The organism is Faecalispora sporosphaeroides DSM 1294 (assembly GCA_000383295.1).
Classification (GTDB): Bacteria; Bacillota; Clostridia; order Oscillospirales; family Acutalibacteraceae; genus Faecalispora; species Faecalispora sporosphaeroides.
The window spans coordinates 158,359-176,205 of sequence record KB911067.1; the positions used below are offsets into that span (position 1 = coordinate 158,359).

Below are 17,847 nucleotides of genomic sequence, written 5' to 3' on the forward strand. Positions count from 1 at the left end.
AAATCGAAGCGGCACAATTGCCTGAGTTTTCAGTCAGGAATTACTTTGCACAGCGGAAAGCTTTCGGACATTCTCCTTGTGCATGATGTCGGCGCTCATTTTAAAGCGCAGCCGATCCAGAAGAATTGCCAAAAAGATGAGGCCGCCCTTTGTTGCGCTGACCAGATTGACATCCACCCCGTTGAGGTTCAGCGCGTTGTCGATCATACCCAGCAGCAGTGTGCCGCCCAGCATTCCCACAGGCTTGCCCATGCCGCCGTTAAAGCTGCAGCCGCCCAGAATCGCGCCGGCAAAGGCCATCATTACCATCCCCTCGCCCATGCTGTTGGAAACGGCGTTCTGCCGCCCGGCTGTGACCAGCCCGGCCAGAGCGGAAAGCAGGCCCGCCAGCATGAAGGCATAGATGACGACGCGGTCGGTGTTGATGCCGGAGATGTAAGCTGCGCGGCGGTTGCCGCCGGTGAGGGTGAACTTGCGTCCGAAAACCGTTTTATGAAAAATAAATTCAAATATAATGTAAACCACGATCAGCACCAGTATGGCGATTTGAATTGCCCCGATGCGCCCACGCCCCAAAAAGGTATAGCCTTTGTCAAGCCCGGCCAGGGAGAAGGGCACCAGAAAGAGCACCAGTCCCCGCATGACAATCTGGCTGGACATGGTCAGCAGAAAGGAGTTGGTTTTCAGCTTGGCTACGAAAAAGCCGTTGAAAAAGCCGATCACCGTACCCAAAACCAGCGTGAGAAGAATACACGTCACAGGCCCCATATTCAGCTGCCGGGCTGCCAGTATGACGATGCCGGGCGCAAAAGCCAGCGTGGCCTCCATGGAAAGATCCAGCTCTCCCACCATCATCACAATTCCCATGCCCAGCACCAGCAGGCCGAGCGTTGCGGACTGATACAGAATATTCAGCTGGTTCTTCATGCCGAGAAACGCGGGGGTAAAAAAGGCGTTGGCAATAAAAAATGCCGCAAGCAGAACCCACACCAGATTATCCAGCAGGGCCAGCTTTATCTTTGTCTTAAGACTCATTGTTTCTCACCTCGTCAATATGGATCACCTCGCCTTGCATTGCCCGGTATATCTCTTTTTCAGAAAACTCCTCCCGCGAAAACTGGTCGATGATCTTACCCTCATACAGAACCAGAATACGGTCGCAAATTTTGATCAGATCCTCCACTCCGGGAGATGTGATAATAACGCAGGATTGCTTGCGAAGCTCATGGTGAATGGTGTTTAGAATGGATTCCTTGGCCTCGATATCTACGCCGCGGGTAGGCTCATCCAGCAGGCAGACCAGCGGGGTATAGGCCATGATCTTGCCCACCAGCACCTTTTGCTTATTCCCGCCGCTGAGCTGCCCGATGTTCTGATTTCTGGAAAAAGCCTTCACATCCAGCGTACGAATCAGATCGTCTGCCAGCTGCTCCTCTTTTTTGGTCTGGAGCACCCCCCACCGGCTGATCCTGGGCAGTATGCTGACGGTTAGATTTTTCTGAATGGAGGCGATGGGGATCAGCCCCTCTGCCTCGCGTTCCTCCGTCAGGTAAAGCACTCCATCGTCACGGGCGGCTGCCGGGGAGCGGTAATGCTTTTGGCTTCCCGCAACCCAGACCGTTCCATCGTCGTACGCATCGATCCCGACCACACTCTTCATCAGCTCGGTTCGCCCGCTGCCCCGCAGCCCCGCCAGCCCGACAATCTCGCCCATTCTGACGGACAGGCTGATATGCTCAAATTTTCCGTAGCTGGTAAAGTTCTTTAGCGCAAACACCTCTTCCTCCCGAATCATGGAGGACATGTCTTCCATGATCTGTTCGTCATAATTGGTGCTGCCGACAATCAGCGAGGCCAGCTTCTTTTTATCCAGATTCTCCCGCATGACGCTGCCTACATTGTGCCCGTCCCGGATCACCGTTACCCAATCGCAGACGCGCAGGAGCTCCTCCGTATGGTGGGAGATAAAAACAATGGTTTTCCCGGCCGAAATCAGGTCGTCGATCAAGCGGTAAAGAATCGCCTGATCCTTTTGACTGAGAGAGGCGGACACCTCATCCATAATGACAATCTCCGCGTTTTCCACAAAGCACGCCTTGATGACCAGCAGCAGCTGGCGCTCACTGATGGATAAATTCCGCATCTTTACGGATACGTCTATGGGAAAGCCCGCCCGATCCAGAATCTCGACCGCCCGGCGGCGCATCTCGCTCCAGTCGATGACCTTTTTGTCATCCAGATACCCGGGCATAAAAAAGTTTTCCATTACGGTGCTTTCTTCTATCACCTGCGGCTCCTGTGTAATGATCGAGATGTGCTGGTGCTTGGCCGTGATAGGAGACAGGGAAGTATATTTCTGCCCGTTGATCCAGATTTCCCCGCTGCTGGGGGCGACCAGCCCGGAAATGATACCTACCAGCGTGGATTTTCCGGCGCCGTTTTTGCCTATGAGCCCGTGAACCTCTCCGCGCCTGATGGTGAGGCTCACGTCCTCCAGCGCCACAGTTCCGGCGTACAGCTTCGTAACGTGCCGCAATTCCAGAGCCGTCTGTTCCTCTGCCACAAGAATTCCTCCCTTCTGTTTCCGGTTCGCCTGTGCAGTTTACTCCACGCGCAAACGGACGGAATCTCTATGCGCGTAAAGTCCTTCCACCTGCGCGAAATGCATGCAGGACTCGGAGAGATTTTTGCAGCCCTCCTGACTGACGTACTGGTGAAAAGGCGTCTTAATAAAGGTTTTGACACACAGTCCGTTAGAATAGCGGGCCGTGGACATGGTAGGCAAAATGTGATTGGTTCCGGAGACGAAATCCCCAAAGGCCACCGGCGCATAATGCCCCACGAACAAAGACCCATAGTGATACAGCCGGGCAGCTACCTGCCGTTCTTCCTTCGTCTGTACCTCCAGGTGTTCCGGCGCCACCCGGTTGGCCAGCGCGATGGCCTCCTCCATGCTCTCGGCCAGGTAAACCTCCCCGTTATCCTCCCATGACCTCTGGGCCACATCGCGGGTCGGCAGATCCGCCAGCAGGCGCTCCAGCTCCGCCATAGACCGTTCGATCACGCCCGCATCGGTGCAGACCAGAATAGGCTTGGCATTGGGATCGTGCTCCGCCTGACCCAGCAGATCAATGGCCACAAAGGTGGGGTTGGCGGTCTCATCCGCAAGGATCAGCACCTCGCTGGGTCCAGCCAGGCTGTCGATTCCCACGTCGCCCAGCACCTGGCGCTTGGCCTCGGTGACAAATTTGTTTCCCGGCCCGACGATCATATCGACCTTTTGCACCGTCTCCGTGCCGTAAGCGTAAGCCGCAATGGCCTGCGCCCCGCCCATGCAGTAAATGTCATCGGCACCGGCAATATCCATCGCCACCAGCACGGCGGGGTGGATCGTTCCGCAGCCGTGAAAGGCGGGGGAACAGGCCGCCACATGCTTTACACCGGCTACCTTTGCGGTAATAACGCTCATCAGCGCGGAGGAGGGCAGCGGGTAGCGCCCGCTGGGAATATAGCAGCCGCATTTTTCTACCGGCACCAGCCGGTGCCCCAGCTCCACACCCGCTATGGGGCTTGGAACGTTCAGCGGCTGCATGCATTGCAGCTGCTGCCGGGCAAACCAGCGGATCTGGTCGGCGGCAAAGGTGATGTGCTTTACGGTTTCCTGATCCACCAATGTATAGGCCTTTTCAATCGTTGGGCGATCCACCTTCACGCATTTCAAATCTGTGTGGTCGAACCTTTGGGCCAGTTCCAGAAGAGCGGCGTCTCCGCGGCTCTGCACGGAATCTATGATCTCCAGCACCGTCTCTGTCAGCTGGTGATCTCTCTGGTAAGTTTTCTTCTCCGCCTGTTTGATCGCTTGCATGTCAAGTCCACTCCTGTCTTTCATTTCATTCGGTTGGATTTCTCTGTTCTCTTTCAGATAAGACAAAGGAGCCACTTTTTCTGCACAATACTGTGCAGAAAAGCGACTCCTTTGTCTTACGTATATTCCCGCCGGCTTCGTCAGCAGCAGACCCAGGTGGAACACGGTTTCCTTTTGGGGATATGCTTTGAAACGGTTCCGCCGCACGCTGGTATTTTTGGTCTGCGACCTCTGAGATTCATCTTACAGGTATCCCCCGGGGATAAGTCAAGTATCAAAATGATTTGAATTATGAAAATAAAATTTTTTCATAATTTACAAGAAATCCTTAAATTTTACCGAAAAGCCGCCGAATTATGCAGGAGCTGAATTTAAAACATGCCCCTGTGGGACACGTTTTCCTTTGCCAAAGCGCAAAAACCCGCCCGCTGGTCACCCCTGTATCCCTGTTCCCCGGAACGGGATCATGACCCGAATCATCCAAAGGTCGGAGTTGTTGGTAATCATGGGGCTGATCAGCCACTCTTCCACCGACCAGTTCTCCAGACGGTATCCCTGCGCTTTTGCCCATTTCAGCAAATTCATGTAGGTCTGGCAGAGCCGTTCATTTTTGGGAGAACCAATGTGGATGGCCGACACCCCCTGAAACGCCGGGATATGATCGCAATGCTGGACGTGCGGGCCGGCATCGGCAACCGGAACGGCAATTTTAAAATCGTGAACCTCGTTGTTAAACGAACAGGCGTCACTGTCAAAATGGTCGTAGGTGATATACATCAGCGCGCTGATGCTGAGGGACGCGGCATTGACGGACTGCGCTTTGGTCTGGATCAGAGGGAGGTAATCCATGTCCAAACCATCCGCGTCCTCAAAATCGGTGCGATACCGCAGCGAAATCACGCTTTGGGCCGGGCGATCCACCACTTCATAATGATAATCCGTTTCCCCCTTGAGATCGTGGATTTTAAAAATGGAGATGGCCTCCATCAGCTTGGTATATTCCAGCGTGCTCTGCTCGTAGCGGATCATGCTTTCCTCCAGAGCCTCGCGGGAGGCGGTCATCTGCTTTCGGATCGATCTCTGGATCGCCTCAACGTTTCGGCCATAGATAATGTCCTTCATTTCAGCCAGCGACATGTCGATGTTTTTCAGCGCTTTCGCTGCCACAATCGCGCACAGGTGCTGCTGGGTGTAGTAGCGGTAATTGTTCGCGTCGTTTCTGGGAACAGGGCTGAGCACCCCATGCTCCTCATAATAGCGCAGCTGCTTTCTGCTTACGTTACACATCTGACAGACTTCATTGGTACTGTAGCTTTTTATATGACCGCCTCCCCACTCACACAAGCCTTTTCCGTAACTATATCGAATTTTACGCGCTATGTCAAAAGATATTTTTGGTTTTTCCTGCTGAGCAAAGCCTGCCCTTCCAAAATGCACCTTCTGATCTTTGCCGTACTCTCAGCCGCAGAATCAGGGCGCGCAAGTTGAAAAGGGGTATAAAAGGCGGCCATCTGCTGCCAACAGTTAGCCTCCATGCGCCATAAGGGCTTCCGGTATTGCTTACGACTTGTGGCCACCGTTATTGCGCCGCTATTTCAGCACGCATCATGGGTCACTAGCAAGGTCTGTCCTCGCATTGAGCAGTACTCGGCCGTTACTTCATCCGTAACATTTCCGCTGCTGGCGACGAAATAGGCCCGTGCCCATAAATGCTTTCCCCAGAATTCTTTGTTGAGGCTTTAATTTTAAGAGGTGAATTGGCGACAGTATGTAACCCATTCCGCCGCTCTACCTATACTGTTTCATCTATACAAAATGAAAAATCCGACCCTTTTCCAATTGGAAAAGGGTCGGATTATCTTAATTTGGTGGAGGAGGGTGGATTCGAACCACCGAAACGTAACGTAACAGATTTACAGTCTGCCCCCTTTGGCCACTCGGGAACTCCTCCATATTACCTTTTATCTCAAACAGATGCAGCAGTTTGTCCGATTCAGCTGAACGCCGAAGCGTGGAGCTGGTGGACGGATTCGAACCCCCGACCTGCTGATTACAAATTATATCGGTCTGCTAAGAAAAACAGAAAGAGGTGCATTGATTATGAAATCTAAAAAAATGATACTGGCTGAAAATCCCCCTATCGATCAGTACGTTGAACAGAGCTTCCCGGTAATTGCCACTTCGATTCCTGGATCGCCAGATCGTAAAGAAATTGAAGTTGTTGAATACCTTGGCTCCAATGGTACACACAAGACTTATAATTGCAGCTATTTTAAAGTAGAAGTCGTCAAGGATTATGACGGCTTCGTTTCTTTTATTGTAAAAGGTGAGAGTCGGGAAAAATACGGCGATGTTTGGATCATGAGAACCCATGATTTTAATAGAGCTTATGGGCTTAAGAACGAATTGGAGGCCTTATTAGGTAGAGAGCCGAACGAACGGGAGAAAATGCCCTGTCATGGTTCCCTGCAACGTGAACAGCTGTGGTGGGAGAAAGAACGGACACCCGAAAAAGCAGTTGACATAAGCGGTCGATTTCAGGACGCTAAACATCAGGCTGAAAGCCCCCAAAAGCAAAGCGTCGATAGAAGCACTAGAGCAAATTTAAAAGAATTATGAAGTCAAAAGCGGAAGCGCTTCCGCTTTCATCTTGACAGAATGTGGTAATAAGAATACACTCAAATTAACGAATGGAGGACGAACTTATGAAAAAGAAATATATAATTGCAATAGCGGCGGTTATCGTTTTTGCAGGTGTGGCTACGGCGTTCGCTACGCAGGATGGAGGGAAAGACGATCCCCTTACTCCGGCAGAGAGTACGACATCGTCCAATGTATCCCTGACGATTGGAGAAATCAATTCTGCTGACGTGGCCGGTGGAGCTGCCGGTTCGACATCAGGTAGCGGATCGGGCGCAGCCAGTGCAGGTGATAAAAATACAACGGCACTTACCAGCATAGCTCCAAAGTCGTCTTCAATGCCCCCGGCTCCGGTGATTGAGGGAGCCGGTAGCGAAACGAGCAGCGGATACACCAAGGCAACAAATCCGGCCTTGACTGATCCAGATAAGCAGCCCACTTATAAAGAAACTCCGGTTATCGACAACGGAAAGAAAACGACAAGCAGCAGTTCTTCCAGCAGTAAAAGCAACTCGAGCAGTTCCAGTAAATCTTCTTCGAGCAAGTCAAGCTCCAGCAAATCTTCCTCTTCTACCCCAAAAGCTGGTGATGTAAAGGATGGAAAAACCTATATGCCCGGTTTTGGCTGGGTAGATGGAACCGGCGGAGGTGAAGGTGAAACCGTTGGTAAATCCGGAGATGAATTGACGGGTGAAAAAGTTGGAATTATGGAGTAGAATTCAATATAGATTTGTTAAAGAGCATGGTATTGGCCATGCTCTTTCGTTTTGCAAGGAGGATATATGAAACGCATTATATCAGTTCTGCTATGCCTGCTCCTCTTTTTTTCTGCTTTTCCTACCTGTGTTTTTGCAGAGGTAGACGGGAACATTGACAATGGTGGCGGCGGCATGGGTGACGGAGAAGCTGGAAAAAATTTTTGGAATCCCGGGCAGGATGGCGTACGAATTACTGTTGTCCGTGCAAGTGACAATGAGCCAATTACAACTCCGATTGATTTAACTAACAAAAATGAAGATAACATAAAGGGACACTTTGGAAAAAAAAGCAAGCTGCATTATAAACATGGAGCTTCTTTGGTTGGAACCGCTGTTACTTATACCTATTATGTTCCTAAAAAAGGATTGCCTACCATTATAGAGGATAACGGTGTTGCTAACATCGATGAAATTCGGTCTTATTTTACAGATAAGCTAGTTGTCAGATATATAGCGCAGCTCACCATTGCGAAGAGTGATGATCCGACAGACATTAATAACGCCTACAAAGTGCTGAAAAACGGCAACTACAAGCTACTCATTGAACCAATTGCTTACATCACCTTCGGCGGTCAGCGCTACGCTATGACAGCTACGGAAGCAGCTTTATATGACCAAAAATTAAGCGGCGGGTTGCGTGCGAAAATGAAAGACTTATCGCATAAAAACCTGCCGCTTGCTATGTTTTTAAGAAAAGCTGATCTTGGTTACCCGGCCTATACCGGAAGCCGCGCATCAGCACAATCCAACAATACTATTATATCCTCCCTTGGCCTTGGCGCTGTAAAGTTCAGTGAGGATGATCCAGAGCCAGAAGACCCGATAACCGCCAACTACACCTACCGGGTGAACACAGATGTTGTTACGTCGGTACAGCTGAACTGCGGCAGTGAGATCAATCCGGACAGCCCCGCGAAGGTAACCTTTCGGATTAACGGCAGCACATACAACGTGACAAACATAGTAATCCCCGAAGATGAAAGCCAGCTTGTATGGGTAAAATGGCATACCCCCTCTACCCCACAGACGGTCAATATCTCTGTCAGCTCAAACAAGGGGAGCTTAAGTGCCACCAGCATTGCCGCTAAGGTTGAAAATCTTGACACTCATGAGCCACCGAACCCTACTGCAAAGGACCGCAATGATGGTTTTATCGCTACCTCAGTGCCAAACAAGCCTGAGTACCTCTCCCGGTCTTGGGGCGTGTGGAGCGCTCGTTGGCATGAGTATCTTGTATGGCACGAGCATTGGGTAAAGCGCCACCACGCTGACGGCAGCGTCGATTGGGTGGATAAAGGCAAGTGGAAAGATGAGGGATGGTGGGATTGGACGTTTAAAAAATATACGGCTTCCCTTACCGCCAAAATGAGTTTGATGCCAGATGATAAGGCCCCCACGGCCAGCGGAAAGGTCATGAAGTCTGGATATGGCGTGAAAGTATCTGTCACCGGTGACGTGGACGGCTCTGCCCCCAATTCGCATATCACCGGCCTTCAGACAGCTGTAGCTTACTTTCCCGAATTCAAATATAAAAGCTACTGGCGGCTGCTCGATCTGACACGATCCGGTAATCCTTCGACGCTGCAATTTAAGACCAATAAATATTCCACCTACAACCGTAGGGTGCATTTCACACCGCTTTGGTATCCAGACGGGAAGTATGAAGTATCAGTCTACGCTTTTGATGCATGGACTCCTGCCGGAATGCTTGTGGCCAATTTAAGCGACTATGTAACCATCAAGGGCAACGTTTATGATGATTGGCATGTTGGCCCGAAGCCGGTGGAGTAAAGGAGCTATTCAAATAATGAAGAACGGATTAATCTTTTCAACTGGTGTTGCTGTAATTGGCTTGGTTCTATTTTTAATTGGAGGCATAATTGGAAACGACGATCTTGCAGATACAGGCAAAATAATTTTCTACGTGGGTATCTTAGGCTTAATGTTAGTCATGTTTATAGCTACGTTTAGTACGTTATGGCCGCTGATAGAGTAAAGGAGATAATATGCTATCCGACAAAATATGCCAAGAGCGGCAAAAGAAAGGTTTGTCACAATCCGAGCTGGCCCGGCGCTCCGGCCATGCGGTTTCCACAATTCACGGGATTGAAAACGGAGATAACCGCAACCTCAGCTTTAGGATGATTTGTGACATTGCTAAGGTGCTGGACATCCCTCTGGATGAACTGTACCAAGATATGTTGGACGAAAGATAGCGCTTCTGATGGTCAATCAGGAGTGCTTTCTACTGCCATGAGAAAGGATGATAGATTTTGAAATGTTCGGAATGCAACTATTGCCGGTTCGAGGATTGCAACGGTAGCCCAAACCGATTTTATTGCAGACATCCACAGACTATGGCCGGGCAAGGTACTAGAATGGTCTGCCGGACGGAACGTTATTCAAAGCAGATTACCGTTAAGATCTCCCCTCGCTGGTGTCCGTTGAAACGTGACGCAGAGCAGCGGAGCTGACCAGCAAGTTGGTAAAGCAATCTTTGTAATTACCTATTGTAATGCTTCCTTACTTTAACTTTTTTAACATGAGCTATTTGCTCACTACATCTCATGGCTAACACAACTTTACACGCAGATAAGCGTATCGTGTACACTTTTTTATTCATCGTGTGTTTCAGTAACCTCTGAATCATCTTTGTAGAATAAATTACAATTATAGAAATTATCGATGCTATATAAATGAACACAAGTATCGGCTGAATCTGCATAGACGAACCGGCACCGACAAAAATCTGCGCTACACCGATAACCATTACCAAAGCTATATTGGACAATGTACTTATATAAGAAGGTAAATCCACCGTAATGTAAGCTTGACAAATTGCAATTTCCTCTTGTAAGCGTTCCAGAGACATAGAATTGGCATTCAGCAGCTCAGCGTTATACAAATCCTTTAGATCTTGATTATTTGGTTTATCATTTCTCTCGTTTTCAAATGACTGCATTTTAGTACCCCCATTGAATTAATTGGTATCAGAATCGTACGGTGATTCAACTATTTCATTGAGTTAATCGGCATGTATTTTTTTAATTTTAGTAGTATTAGACATTTGTTTCTGGAGCATCCTTAACACGCAGAGCAGCGGAGCTGACCGGCTCCGTTAATGCGGCCCGGATAGTCCGGACGGTTGCAAGCCCGTGGAAACGCATCAAATACAATCAGGAAAGGAATACAACGATGATACAAAGAAATGAGGGCCGTTTCCGGCCAAGGAAAACAAAATTTGCTCAAGTATCCAACGCCGCTCTACACGACGATAAGCTATCCCTGAAAGCCAAAGGGCTTTATTCGCTGATCCAGAGCCTGATAACAATGCCCGATGCAGATCTGAGCATATGGAAAATCAAGTTGAAGTGCAAAGAAGGCTCGAAAGCTTTTGATGCCGCTTGGAAAGAATTGAAAGACTGCGGATACTTAAAGCAGTATCGTATGCCAACCGGAGAAAGAGGTAAGTTCAAATACGAATACGACCTGCTGGAAGAACCAGACCTGACTACTTCGGCCACAATTAACCTCAACAAAAATGGTGAAATCGTCAGTATCACAGAAGAAATTGACCATATACCCCAAAATGGGGGTAGTGGTCAAGAAGCACCCGACGACCATACCCCCCATTTCGGATGCTATGCTCAAAGCACCCTATGCTTTAAGCACCCGGTGGAAAATGGGGGTGGTAATGATAATACTGTCCCTGATAATACTGTCCTTGATAATACTAAATCAGTCAGTCCATCTTACAACGACGGATTGACTGATTTTTTGTCCAACCAGATTAAGGAACAGATTGAGTACCGCTACTTTGAACAAGAAATGCCTGACGATATATTGACCATCACCGCACTGGTGGATTGCATGGTAGAAATTATGGCTTCACCTGAAACAAAAATAAACGGAGTGTCACAAAGCAGACAAGCCTTGGCTCCGTACATAGCCAAAGTTGACAGCTGCACAATCCGCGAATTTATGGAGCATATGCGTGGAAAATCCCTCAAAGGTGTCAAAAACATTACGGCTTACTATCGCAGCTGCTTTATCAACTACCTGCGAGAGCAGGAACTTAGTAAAATGGTGATTTAGGGAGGAATTAATATGAATACTGAACAGCAGAAAGCTTATGAATGGGCTAAAAATCAGAATTATCAATCCGTGGCAGCACAGTGTGCAAGACTACTTGCCGAAGCGCTAGAAGAAAAGATTCACAGCCGCCCTATCCCAGAAAACAAGACGCTGACGATTGAGCAGATCCAGCAAATGGACGGTAAACCGGTATGGGTAGTTGGAAAAACCCACCTCGGTAAAGATAGTTCTGGCACCTGGGTGCTTGTTTATATTAAAAATTCAGAAGCTATCGGATTCCTTGGGACTTACAAATTTAAGGACTACGGAAAAACATGGCTCGCTTATACTACTGAACCATTAACATAAGCGAGAAAAAATATCTATCCATTAAACCGGCATAAAAGCCGGTTCTATTTATTTTACAAGAAAGAAAGGGATACAATTATGAGCATCAAAATCGCTATTACTTACGAAAAGGGCGGAGTCGCCAAAACCACCACAGCAGTCAACGTGTCTGCAATCCTCGCGGAGCAGGGTTACCGGGTACTGCTGATTGATTTAGACCCTCAGAGCTACGCTACCAGTTATTACGCTCTTTATGATGATTCCGTTTCCAGCATCAACGACGTAGTGCAAGGTCGCATTCCCGCAAAGGAGGCCGTCAGGGAGTGCGGATTCTTCGGCCTTCAGATGATTCCCTCAAATTTTGCATTTAAGGAAATTGAAACATTCCTAATGGCTAAAACCCGGGGACAGGATTTCTTTCTCCAGAATGCCCTGACTGATATTGAAGAGGATTATGATTTTATCCTCATGGATTGCCCGCCCTCCGGAGAGCGCATTAAAACAAACGCTCTGGCCTTTGCTGACTATGTGATTCTTCCGGCCATCCCGGATGATTACGCTATTCAGGGGCTGCTTTGTATGTCAACCGAAATTGTGGATATCGTGAAATATGTCAATCCCACGTTGGCCGTGCTGGGCGTTCTTATAACCATCGACGAACGCACGGCCAACAAGATAGCCTATAAAACAGCCCTGCAGTCGCAGGATATTTTCCCCTGCTTTACAACCTCAATCCGTAAAAACACAAAGCTTTCTGAAGCGATCAACGCCCATCAGCCCATCAATGTTTATGAGCCGAAAAGCAACGGCTGCCAGGACTACAAAGCTCTTACCGAAGAAATCCTGACAAAGCTGCGGCTGAGGTAAGGCTATGGCTAAGTATTATTGCAAATGCGGCCGCACTTTTCAGAAAAGTGGGGATTCTGGTACTACCGGGTATCGCATGAAAGATTACGGATCGGAGCATGAATGCTATGGTTGCCCTTATGCTCTTCCGGTCATGGATCATTGGGATTACGAGCATCATACATGGGCGGGAATCCGAGCATGGGAATGCCGTACCAGCCAGAGCCTGAGGTATGACACCTATGCAGATTTATCTTTGGGGAGCAAAACGGTCGGAAGTGTTTACTCTTTGGATCTGGCCTTTCTGCAAGAGGTACAAGCTTTTGTACAGCAGACTGATGGCATTTCCACCGATACGGGAAAGCCCGGAGAGCGCGGTGTACAGTATGGCACTGATGGCCTTTATCGCCTGCCAATCTACCCGGAACAAAATAAAAAGGGTATTGCTGCAAAACAGGCGCTATTTGATCGGTTCTTTCTCCCGAATGGCAGCCGGAAAGATGTTGTCCCCGGGCAGGAAAGAGAAATCATCTTAAAGAGGATTGAGGGAACTACTATGGGAAAAATCAACATGGGCAATATCGCAGCCGGTTTGAATAAAGTGAAGGGCATTACACAGAGCCTGAAAAGCGTGGCAAAACACGAGCTGATTCCAACGGAATTTATTAAAGTAGGATATGATAATCCTTACGCTGCCAATGACACGCCGCAGAGCCGATATGAGCTGGCTATGAGCCTGCAGGCCAATGGATTGCTCAATCCGCTGCTTGTCAATAAAAAGTCGGACACGGAATACTGGCTCATCTCCGGTGAACATCGGCTCAGTGCTATCAAGGAAAATTTGAATTGGCCGACCGTATCCTGTATGGTGTACGACAATATCAGCGACAATCAGGCCAAGCTGATGCTCCATGCGGTTAATCTGGATGTGCGGGAATACACCACCGCTCAGAAGCTGCAATTCTATATCAGCACGGAACAATTGCTGACACAGATGAAGGAAAGCGGAGAATTTACCGGCGCTATCCAGCAAGGAATTGCTGAAACTTTGAAAGTCAGCACCAGACAGGCTCGGAAATATAAAAAGATTGTGGAATACCTGCCGCCCGAAGATCAGCAGCGGGTCATAGACGGAGAACTGAGCATTGATAAGGCGTATCAAATGACTATGCCCTCTGCTCTGCCGAAAAAAGCACCAATGACGGAAATCGGAAGCACTTCCGATTTTGAACAGGCATCACATATGAATCCAGATCACCTATACATAGGTGAAGCTACCGGCGAAGATGTTGTTGAAATAGTAAATTCTATCCAGTCTGGTCACGCTTCAATCGGTATAGGCGGCTCTTCCGATTTCTTACCGATTCCCCTACAAACGACTTCCACCAGAACTGACAGCGGAAGTACTTCCGATTTTGAGCCAAAAGCAGAAATTGACCACCACCCCCAAAATGGGGGGGATGGTCAGGATGTGGGAACCGGAAGCACTTCCGAATTTGATACCGCTTTCTGGGATGAAAAAGTGAAGTTTGCCATTAAAGTGCGTTATGATTGCGAAAAGCTTTTTCGGTATTATAAGTCTCAAATTCCAACTGTCCAAGAAGCTATTAAGGACGTTTTAAAACCTACTTATTCTGGCTCATACAGAACAATTTTTTATCCTGACCATATGGGTGGCGGAATCTCATTAAAAGCTACGTGTGCAGAAATAGAATACTCTGATTCTAATACCCGTCATTGCTGCACACTGACATTTTCCCAAATTGATGCCTACATTCGCCAGATGATCCGCTCTAATGAATTGCTTGATAAAAAAAGCAGCAACAATGAACTTGAACAATCGGAAGCACTTCCGAATTTGAAAGGAGATCAACATAGTGAAAATAACTCACGTTAAAATTCAGCCGGTGAACGGAATGCCCCGGCTAAAAGGAATTGCCAGCATCGTCTTGGATGACGAGCTGGCAATCAATGAAATTAAAATCATACAGGCCGAAAATGGTATGTGTGTTGAATTTCCCAATAACAACAAGAACAACAAGAACAACAAGAACAAAAACAAATTTGGTTATCAAAACATTGCACCGCTAAATCCTCAAATTAGAGGATATTTGCAGTCGGTCATTCTGGATGCCTACCAGTCAGCATTAGAAGCGTGTTAATTATCATGCCAATTGTTTTACTAACTCTGGCCTGATAGATTGCAAAATATCCAAGGCTCCCTGATAGCTCCCGATCCATTGATCCATTTCCGGATGCGTCAAAACCACGGGCATCCGGTTATGGATTTCCTGCATGGACTCATTTGGCGCAGTCGTAAGAATAACAAATCGACGATCACCATCAAAGTCATTATAAAGACCGGCCATGTATAAAGCACTTTCTCCTGGCAGATTAAATTGATACTTTGTTTTCTGACCATGATGTGACCACTCGAAAAATCCGCAAGAAGGAATGATGCAGCGTCTTGTTTCGAAGCTTTTACGAAACATCGGTTTTTCGGGCGCGGTTTCCCCGCGAGCATTAATAATAACACCTTTGCTGCGAAAATCAGGAAACCCCCACTTTACAGCATGCGGCGTAAGTTTTCCATCTTCCTGCAGCAACACAGGTGCGCTATTGGTCGGAAAAATTTCTCCGGTTTTTATCACCGGATTGTTTTTCTGAACCTCTTCAATAATTTCGCGAATTTCGGCCATCTCGGGATCGGAAAAAAGGACATACCGCCCACACATCCTTATCACCCCTGTATTTATTCTTCCCTATTTAGCATCAACAAACCACTTATCTTCTTCGAGCCAAATAAAACGTTCTTTACCTTGTATTCGACAGAGATAGCGGATACCTGTACCACCTGCCTTGAGTGATGCTGCCTGACGCACATCCAACACTTTGTCAATTTCAAAGAGCTGCTCTGCTGACCAGCGCACGGCCAATGGAATAATCTGGCCGTCCTGAGTGTACCGAACAATCATGTCAACATAATGCTTCATAGCATACCTCAAAAAAATCCGACTGGGTGAATTGTGTGCTCACGCTTGGGGTCAAAACCGGACAGTTCCGTATCTTGTAACAAAATCGCAGGACGCACAGCATTGGTACCAAAGCGCTTTTTCAAGCCATCCACAGTGGTGTCAAGTCGTTCCCTCCGTAGCTGCTCTTGCCCTGCACCAAACAGATCCATCTGCAGCGGCGCCACATCGCTTACCAGATCGGATATGCTGATTCCCAGGCTACGGATAGGCCGCTGCCAATGATAGTGCTGCATAAACAGTTCCATTCCCGCTTGGGCGATTTCGGCGGTAATGTTAGTGTACTGGCTTGAAGTGTGCTGCCGGACAAAACTCATGAGCTGATTATCGCGGACGCTGATGCTTATGGTTCGCCCCTTATAGCCGTGTTCTCGCAGCCGACGGGCAACACTGTCGGCCAGCACATATACGATGATTTTAACATCTTCATTGTTGAGCAAATCACGCGGCGTGGTGGTGCTGTTTCCGATGCTCTTTACATCATCGTGATCCTCATATCGAGCGACTGGCGTACTATCAAAGCCATTTGCAAACGAGTATAACACGCTGCCCCATTTACCGAACCAACCTTTAAGTGTTTTTTCCGGTGTGTTGGCCAGGTCACCTATTGTGCGCTTACAATAAGATTCCAGTTTTCGTTGTGTGGCTCGACCGACATACAGTAAATCTCCAACCGGCAGCGGCCAGGCAATTTGCTTGTAGTTATCCCGGCGGATCTCCGTAACTGCATCGGGCTTTTTATAGTCAGATCCCAGCTTTGCAAAAATTTTATTATAAGATACACCGATGCTCACAGTGATTCCAAGCTCACTCTTGATCCGCTGGCTGATCTCCTGCGCAAGTAGCGCGCCGTTGGCATCCTTTGCTGTAACCTGGACCCAACATTCATCCAAGCCAAACGGCTCCACTCGATCTGAGTAATCTAAATAGATCTTGTGACAAAGCTTTGAAAAACGCTGGTACAATTCAAAGTGTGGAGGGACAATCACTAAGTCTGGACACTTCTGCCGAGCTTGCCAGAGAGCCTCGCCTGTCTTAATGTTGTACTTTTTGGCCAGCTCATTTTTGGCCAAAATGATGCCGTGACGCTGCTCCACGTCCCCACCTACCGCTACCGGCTTATCCCGTATTTCAGGCCGGTGCAGACATTCCACCGATGCGTAAAAAGAGTTGCAGTCTGAATGCAAAATTGTTCGTTCCATTCTAACACCACCAAACACTTGTTCTATATATTATGGAACAAGTGTTCTATATATGCAAGAGGAAATTAAAGGCATCTGATTCGTTTTTTGAATCAGGTGCCTTTTTTGTTACATCGAAAGGAGGAATCTACACGGAAATCAAGAAAGTTGTTGTTACACCCAACCAGCTATTGTCTTTAGCACAATGCAGCCAGCGCATGACAGGCTATGTCACACCAGATGATACGCTACTGATCGTGCGCTTATCCAGCACTGACGGTACGCCGATAAATCTGTATTTGGACAGGCGCTGCATCTGCTCCCGGGATCCACCGTAGATTGAGGCGTTACCTACTGTATTCAAAATCATTTTAAAGGAGAATTGAAATGAAAAACAAAATCAGTTTGGCATTCCGTAAAACAGTTGGATTATTAAAAAGCGAAAAGGGTGCATCCGCAATTGAAATTGCCGGTGCAGCAATCATTGCAATTGTATTGGCTATGATTATTTTAAACGCATACACCGGAATCTTTTCCGACACGATAATTCCTGGCATCAAGTCAAAAATCGCCGAAATGTTTGCTGTCAAATGACACAGATAATTAGGATTTTCAGGACATCCAGATCCACAGAAAGGATTCTTCTTTTCGCTCTCTTATTGCTCTGCACGGGTATTCTTTTGAAGATGCAGACGGAAACATGGATGCTGTTTAAGGGTGTTCTGTTTACTATCAGTCTGCTAATTATCAGCTTTACTGATTTCAAGCTACAAATTATCCCTAATATTTTATTGATTCCAGTTATCTGCTCCGGCTTTATCGGTGTAACATGGAATTCAGTTGCAGGATTGCTTTTCCCTTCTGCTTTGTTTTTGATGATGGCTTATTTCAAAAACGGCATTGGTGGCGGGGATATAAAGCTGATGTCAGCCTGCGGTTTTGCTTTGGGCATATACGGCGCGATACTCGCGGCGCTTATAGGTCTACTCTTATTTCTCATCGTACATCTACCAACATATCTGAAACACAAGAATAAAGTTTATGCGCTTGCACCCTGCCTTAGTGTAGGGTGCTTTGTCGTATTTAACATGATCGGAGGCTAA

19 protein-coding genes, 1 tRNA gene and 1 pseudogene are annotated in these 17,847 nt (G+C 47.8%); 11 read left to right on the forward strand and 10 right to left on the reverse strand.

Features of this window, described 5'->3' with window-relative positions; translation table 11 throughout:
- Nucleotides 1-33: 33 nt before the first annotated feature.
- The 6 genes and pseudogenes from G340_RS0104345 to G340_RS0104370 form a co-directional block, all read right to left on the reverse strand.
- Nucleotides 34-1,035, reverse strand: a complete 1,002-nt coding sequence (locus tag G340_RS0104345) for an ABC transporter permease (RefSeq protein WP_020072438.1) — start codon at nucleotides 1,033-1,035, stop codon at nucleotides 34-36.
- The gene (locus G340_RS0104350; RefSeq protein ID WP_020072439.1) at nucleotides 1,025-2,563 is read right to left on the reverse strand and encodes a sugar ABC transporter ATP-binding protein; all 1,539 of its coding nucleotides are present in this window, start codon (nucleotides 2,561-2,563) and stop codon (nucleotides 1,025-1,027) included. Before G340_RS0104350 ends, G340_RS0104345 begins: the two co-directional genes overlap by 11 nt.
- A 39-nt stretch (nucleotides 2,564-2,602) precedes the next feature.
- A complete protein-coding gene (gene hisD / locus G340_RS0104355) occupies nucleotides 2,603-3,865 on the reverse strand; it encodes a histidinol dehydrogenase (RefSeq protein ID WP_020072440.1) in 1,263 nt (420 codons plus the stop codon).
- 432 nt (nucleotides 3,866-4,297) lie between these two features.
- On the reverse strand, nucleotides 4,298-5,302 hold the full coding sequence (locus tag G340_RS0104360; protein ID WP_407635353.1) for a MerR family transcriptional regulator: 1,005 nt from the start codon (nucleotides 5,300-5,302) through the stop codon (nucleotides 4,298-4,300).
- Between the two features lie 158 nt (nucleotides 5,303-5,460).
- Nucleotides 5,461-5,586 (reverse strand): annotated as a pseudogene (locus G340_RS17400) (hypothetical protein); the annotation flags it as partial.
- Nucleotides 5,587-5,731: 145 nt separating this feature from the next.
- Nucleotides 5,732-5,816 (reverse strand) — tRNA-Tyr (locus tag G340_RS0104370).
- 149 nt (nucleotides 5,817-5,965) lie between these two features.
- On the opposite strand from G340_RS0104370, the gene G340_RS0104375 reads away from it, so the two are divergent.
- From G340_RS0104375 to G340_RS0104395, 4 genes are all read left to right on the forward strand, one after another.
- Nucleotides 5,966-6,484 carry a hypothetical protein gene (locus G340_RS0104375; protein ID WP_020072443.1) on the forward strand — a complete coding sequence of 173 codons (519 nt, stop codon included), beginning with the start codon at nucleotides 5,966-5,968 and terminating at the stop codon, nucleotides 6,482-6,484.
- A gap of 86 nt (nucleotides 6,485-6,570) precedes the next feature.
- On the forward strand, nucleotides 6,571-7,221 hold the full coding sequence (locus G340_RS0104380; protein WP_020072444.1) for a DUF6550 family protein: 651 nt from the start codon (nucleotides 6,571-6,573) through the stop codon (nucleotides 7,219-7,221).
- Nucleotides 7,222-7,287: 66 nt separating this feature from the next.
- Entirely contained in the window at nucleotides 7,288-9,054 is a 1,767-nt protein-coding gene (locus G340_RS0104385) for a hypothetical protein (protein WP_020072445.1), read from the forward strand.
- Nucleotides 9,055-9,269: 215 nt separating this feature from the next.
- Nucleotides 9,270-9,479 carry a helix-turn-helix domain-containing protein gene (locus G340_RS0104395; RefSeq protein ID WP_020072447.1) on the forward strand — a complete coding sequence of 70 codons (210 nt, stop codon included), beginning with the start codon at nucleotides 9,270-9,272 and terminating at the stop codon, nucleotides 9,477-9,479.
- A 287-nt stretch (nucleotides 9,480-9,766) separates the two neighbouring features.
- Here G340_RS0104395 and G340_RS0104400 read toward each other — a convergent pair whose 3' ends face one another.
- The gene (locus tag G340_RS0104400) at nucleotides 9,767-10,225 is read right to left on the reverse strand and encodes a hypothetical protein (protein WP_020072448.1); all 459 of its coding nucleotides are present in this window, start codon (nucleotides 10,223-10,225) and stop codon (nucleotides 9,767-9,769) included.
- Between the two features lie 233 nt (nucleotides 10,226-10,458).
- Here G340_RS0104400 and G340_RS17190 point away from each other — a divergent pair, with 233 nt between their 5' ends.
- The 5 genes from G340_RS17190 to G340_RS0104425 all read left to right on the forward strand — a co-directional run bounded on the left by G340_RS17190 (nucleotide 10,459) and on the right by G340_RS0104425 (nucleotide 14,693).
- Nucleotides 10,459-11,358 (forward strand): hypothetical protein, encoded by a 900-nt coding sequence (locus G340_RS17190; RefSeq protein WP_020072449.1) that lies wholly within the window; start codon nucleotides 10,459-10,461, stop codon nucleotides 11,356-11,358.
- Nucleotides 11,359-11,370: 12 nt separating this feature from the next.
- Nucleotides 11,371-11,706, forward strand: coding sequence for a hypothetical protein (locus tag G340_RS0104410; RefSeq protein WP_020072450.1), 336 nt, complete (start codon nucleotides 11,371-11,373; stop codon nucleotides 11,704-11,706).
- A 78-nt stretch (nucleotides 11,707-11,784) separates the two neighbouring features.
- The gene (locus tag G340_RS0104415; protein WP_020072451.1) at nucleotides 11,785-12,552 is read left to right on the forward strand and encodes a ParA family protein; all 768 of its coding nucleotides are present in this window, start codon (nucleotides 11,785-11,787) and stop codon (nucleotides 12,550-12,552) included.
- Nucleotides 12,553-12,556: 4 nt separating this feature from the next.
- Complete coding sequence (locus G340_RS0104420) at nucleotides 12,557-14,428, forward strand: ParB/RepB/Spo0J family partition protein (RefSeq protein ID WP_081626924.1); 1,872 nt, start codon at nucleotides 12,557-12,559, stop codon at nucleotides 14,426-14,428.
- The gene (locus G340_RS0104425; protein ID WP_020072453.1) at nucleotides 14,409-14,693 is read left to right on the forward strand and encodes a SpoVG family protein; all 285 of its coding nucleotides are present in this window, start codon (nucleotides 14,409-14,411) and stop codon (nucleotides 14,691-14,693) included. The genes G340_RS0104420 and G340_RS0104425 overlap by 20 nt, the downstream gene beginning before the upstream one ends.
- 3 nt (nucleotides 14,694-14,696) lie before the next feature.
- Here the strand turns inward: G340_RS0104425 and G340_RS0104430 are convergent, their stop codons facing one another.
- Genes G340_RS0104430 through G340_RS0104440 form a run of 3 tightly spaced genes read right to left on the reverse strand, consistent with a single transcriptional unit; the run spans nucleotide 14,697 to nucleotide 16,765 of the window.
- Complete coding sequence (locus G340_RS0104430; RefSeq protein WP_020072454.1) at nucleotides 14,697-15,266, reverse strand: SOS response-associated peptidase; 570 nt, start codon at nucleotides 15,264-15,266, stop codon at nucleotides 14,697-14,699.
- 27 nt (nucleotides 15,267-15,293) lie between these two features.
- Nucleotides 15,294-15,524 carry a hypothetical protein gene (locus G340_RS0104435; RefSeq protein ID WP_020072455.1) on the reverse strand — a complete coding sequence of 77 codons (231 nt, stop codon included), beginning with the start codon at nucleotides 15,522-15,524 and terminating at the stop codon, nucleotides 15,294-15,296.
- 8 nt (nucleotides 15,525-15,532) lie between these two features.
- On the reverse strand, nucleotides 15,533-16,765 hold the full coding sequence (locus tag G340_RS0104440; RefSeq protein ID WP_020072456.1) for a Y-family DNA polymerase: 1,233 nt from the start codon (nucleotides 16,763-16,765) through the stop codon (nucleotides 15,533-15,535).
- A gap of 366 nt (nucleotides 16,766-17,131) precedes the next feature.
- On the opposite strand from G340_RS0104440, the gene G340_RS0104445 reads away from it, so the two are divergent.
- Together G340_RS0104445 and G340_RS0104450 are read left to right on the forward strand one after the other, a co-directional pair.
- Complete coding sequence (locus tag G340_RS0104445) at nucleotides 17,132-17,338, forward strand: DUF6133 family protein (RefSeq protein WP_020072457.1); 207 nt, start codon at nucleotides 17,132-17,134, stop codon at nucleotides 17,336-17,338.
- A gap of 110 nt (nucleotides 17,339-17,448) precedes the next feature.
- Nucleotides 17,449-17,847 carry a prepilin peptidase gene (locus G340_RS0104450; protein WP_177309641.1) on the forward strand — a complete coding sequence of 133 codons (399 nt, stop codon included), beginning with the start codon at nucleotides 17,449-17,451 and terminating at the stop codon, nucleotides 17,845-17,847.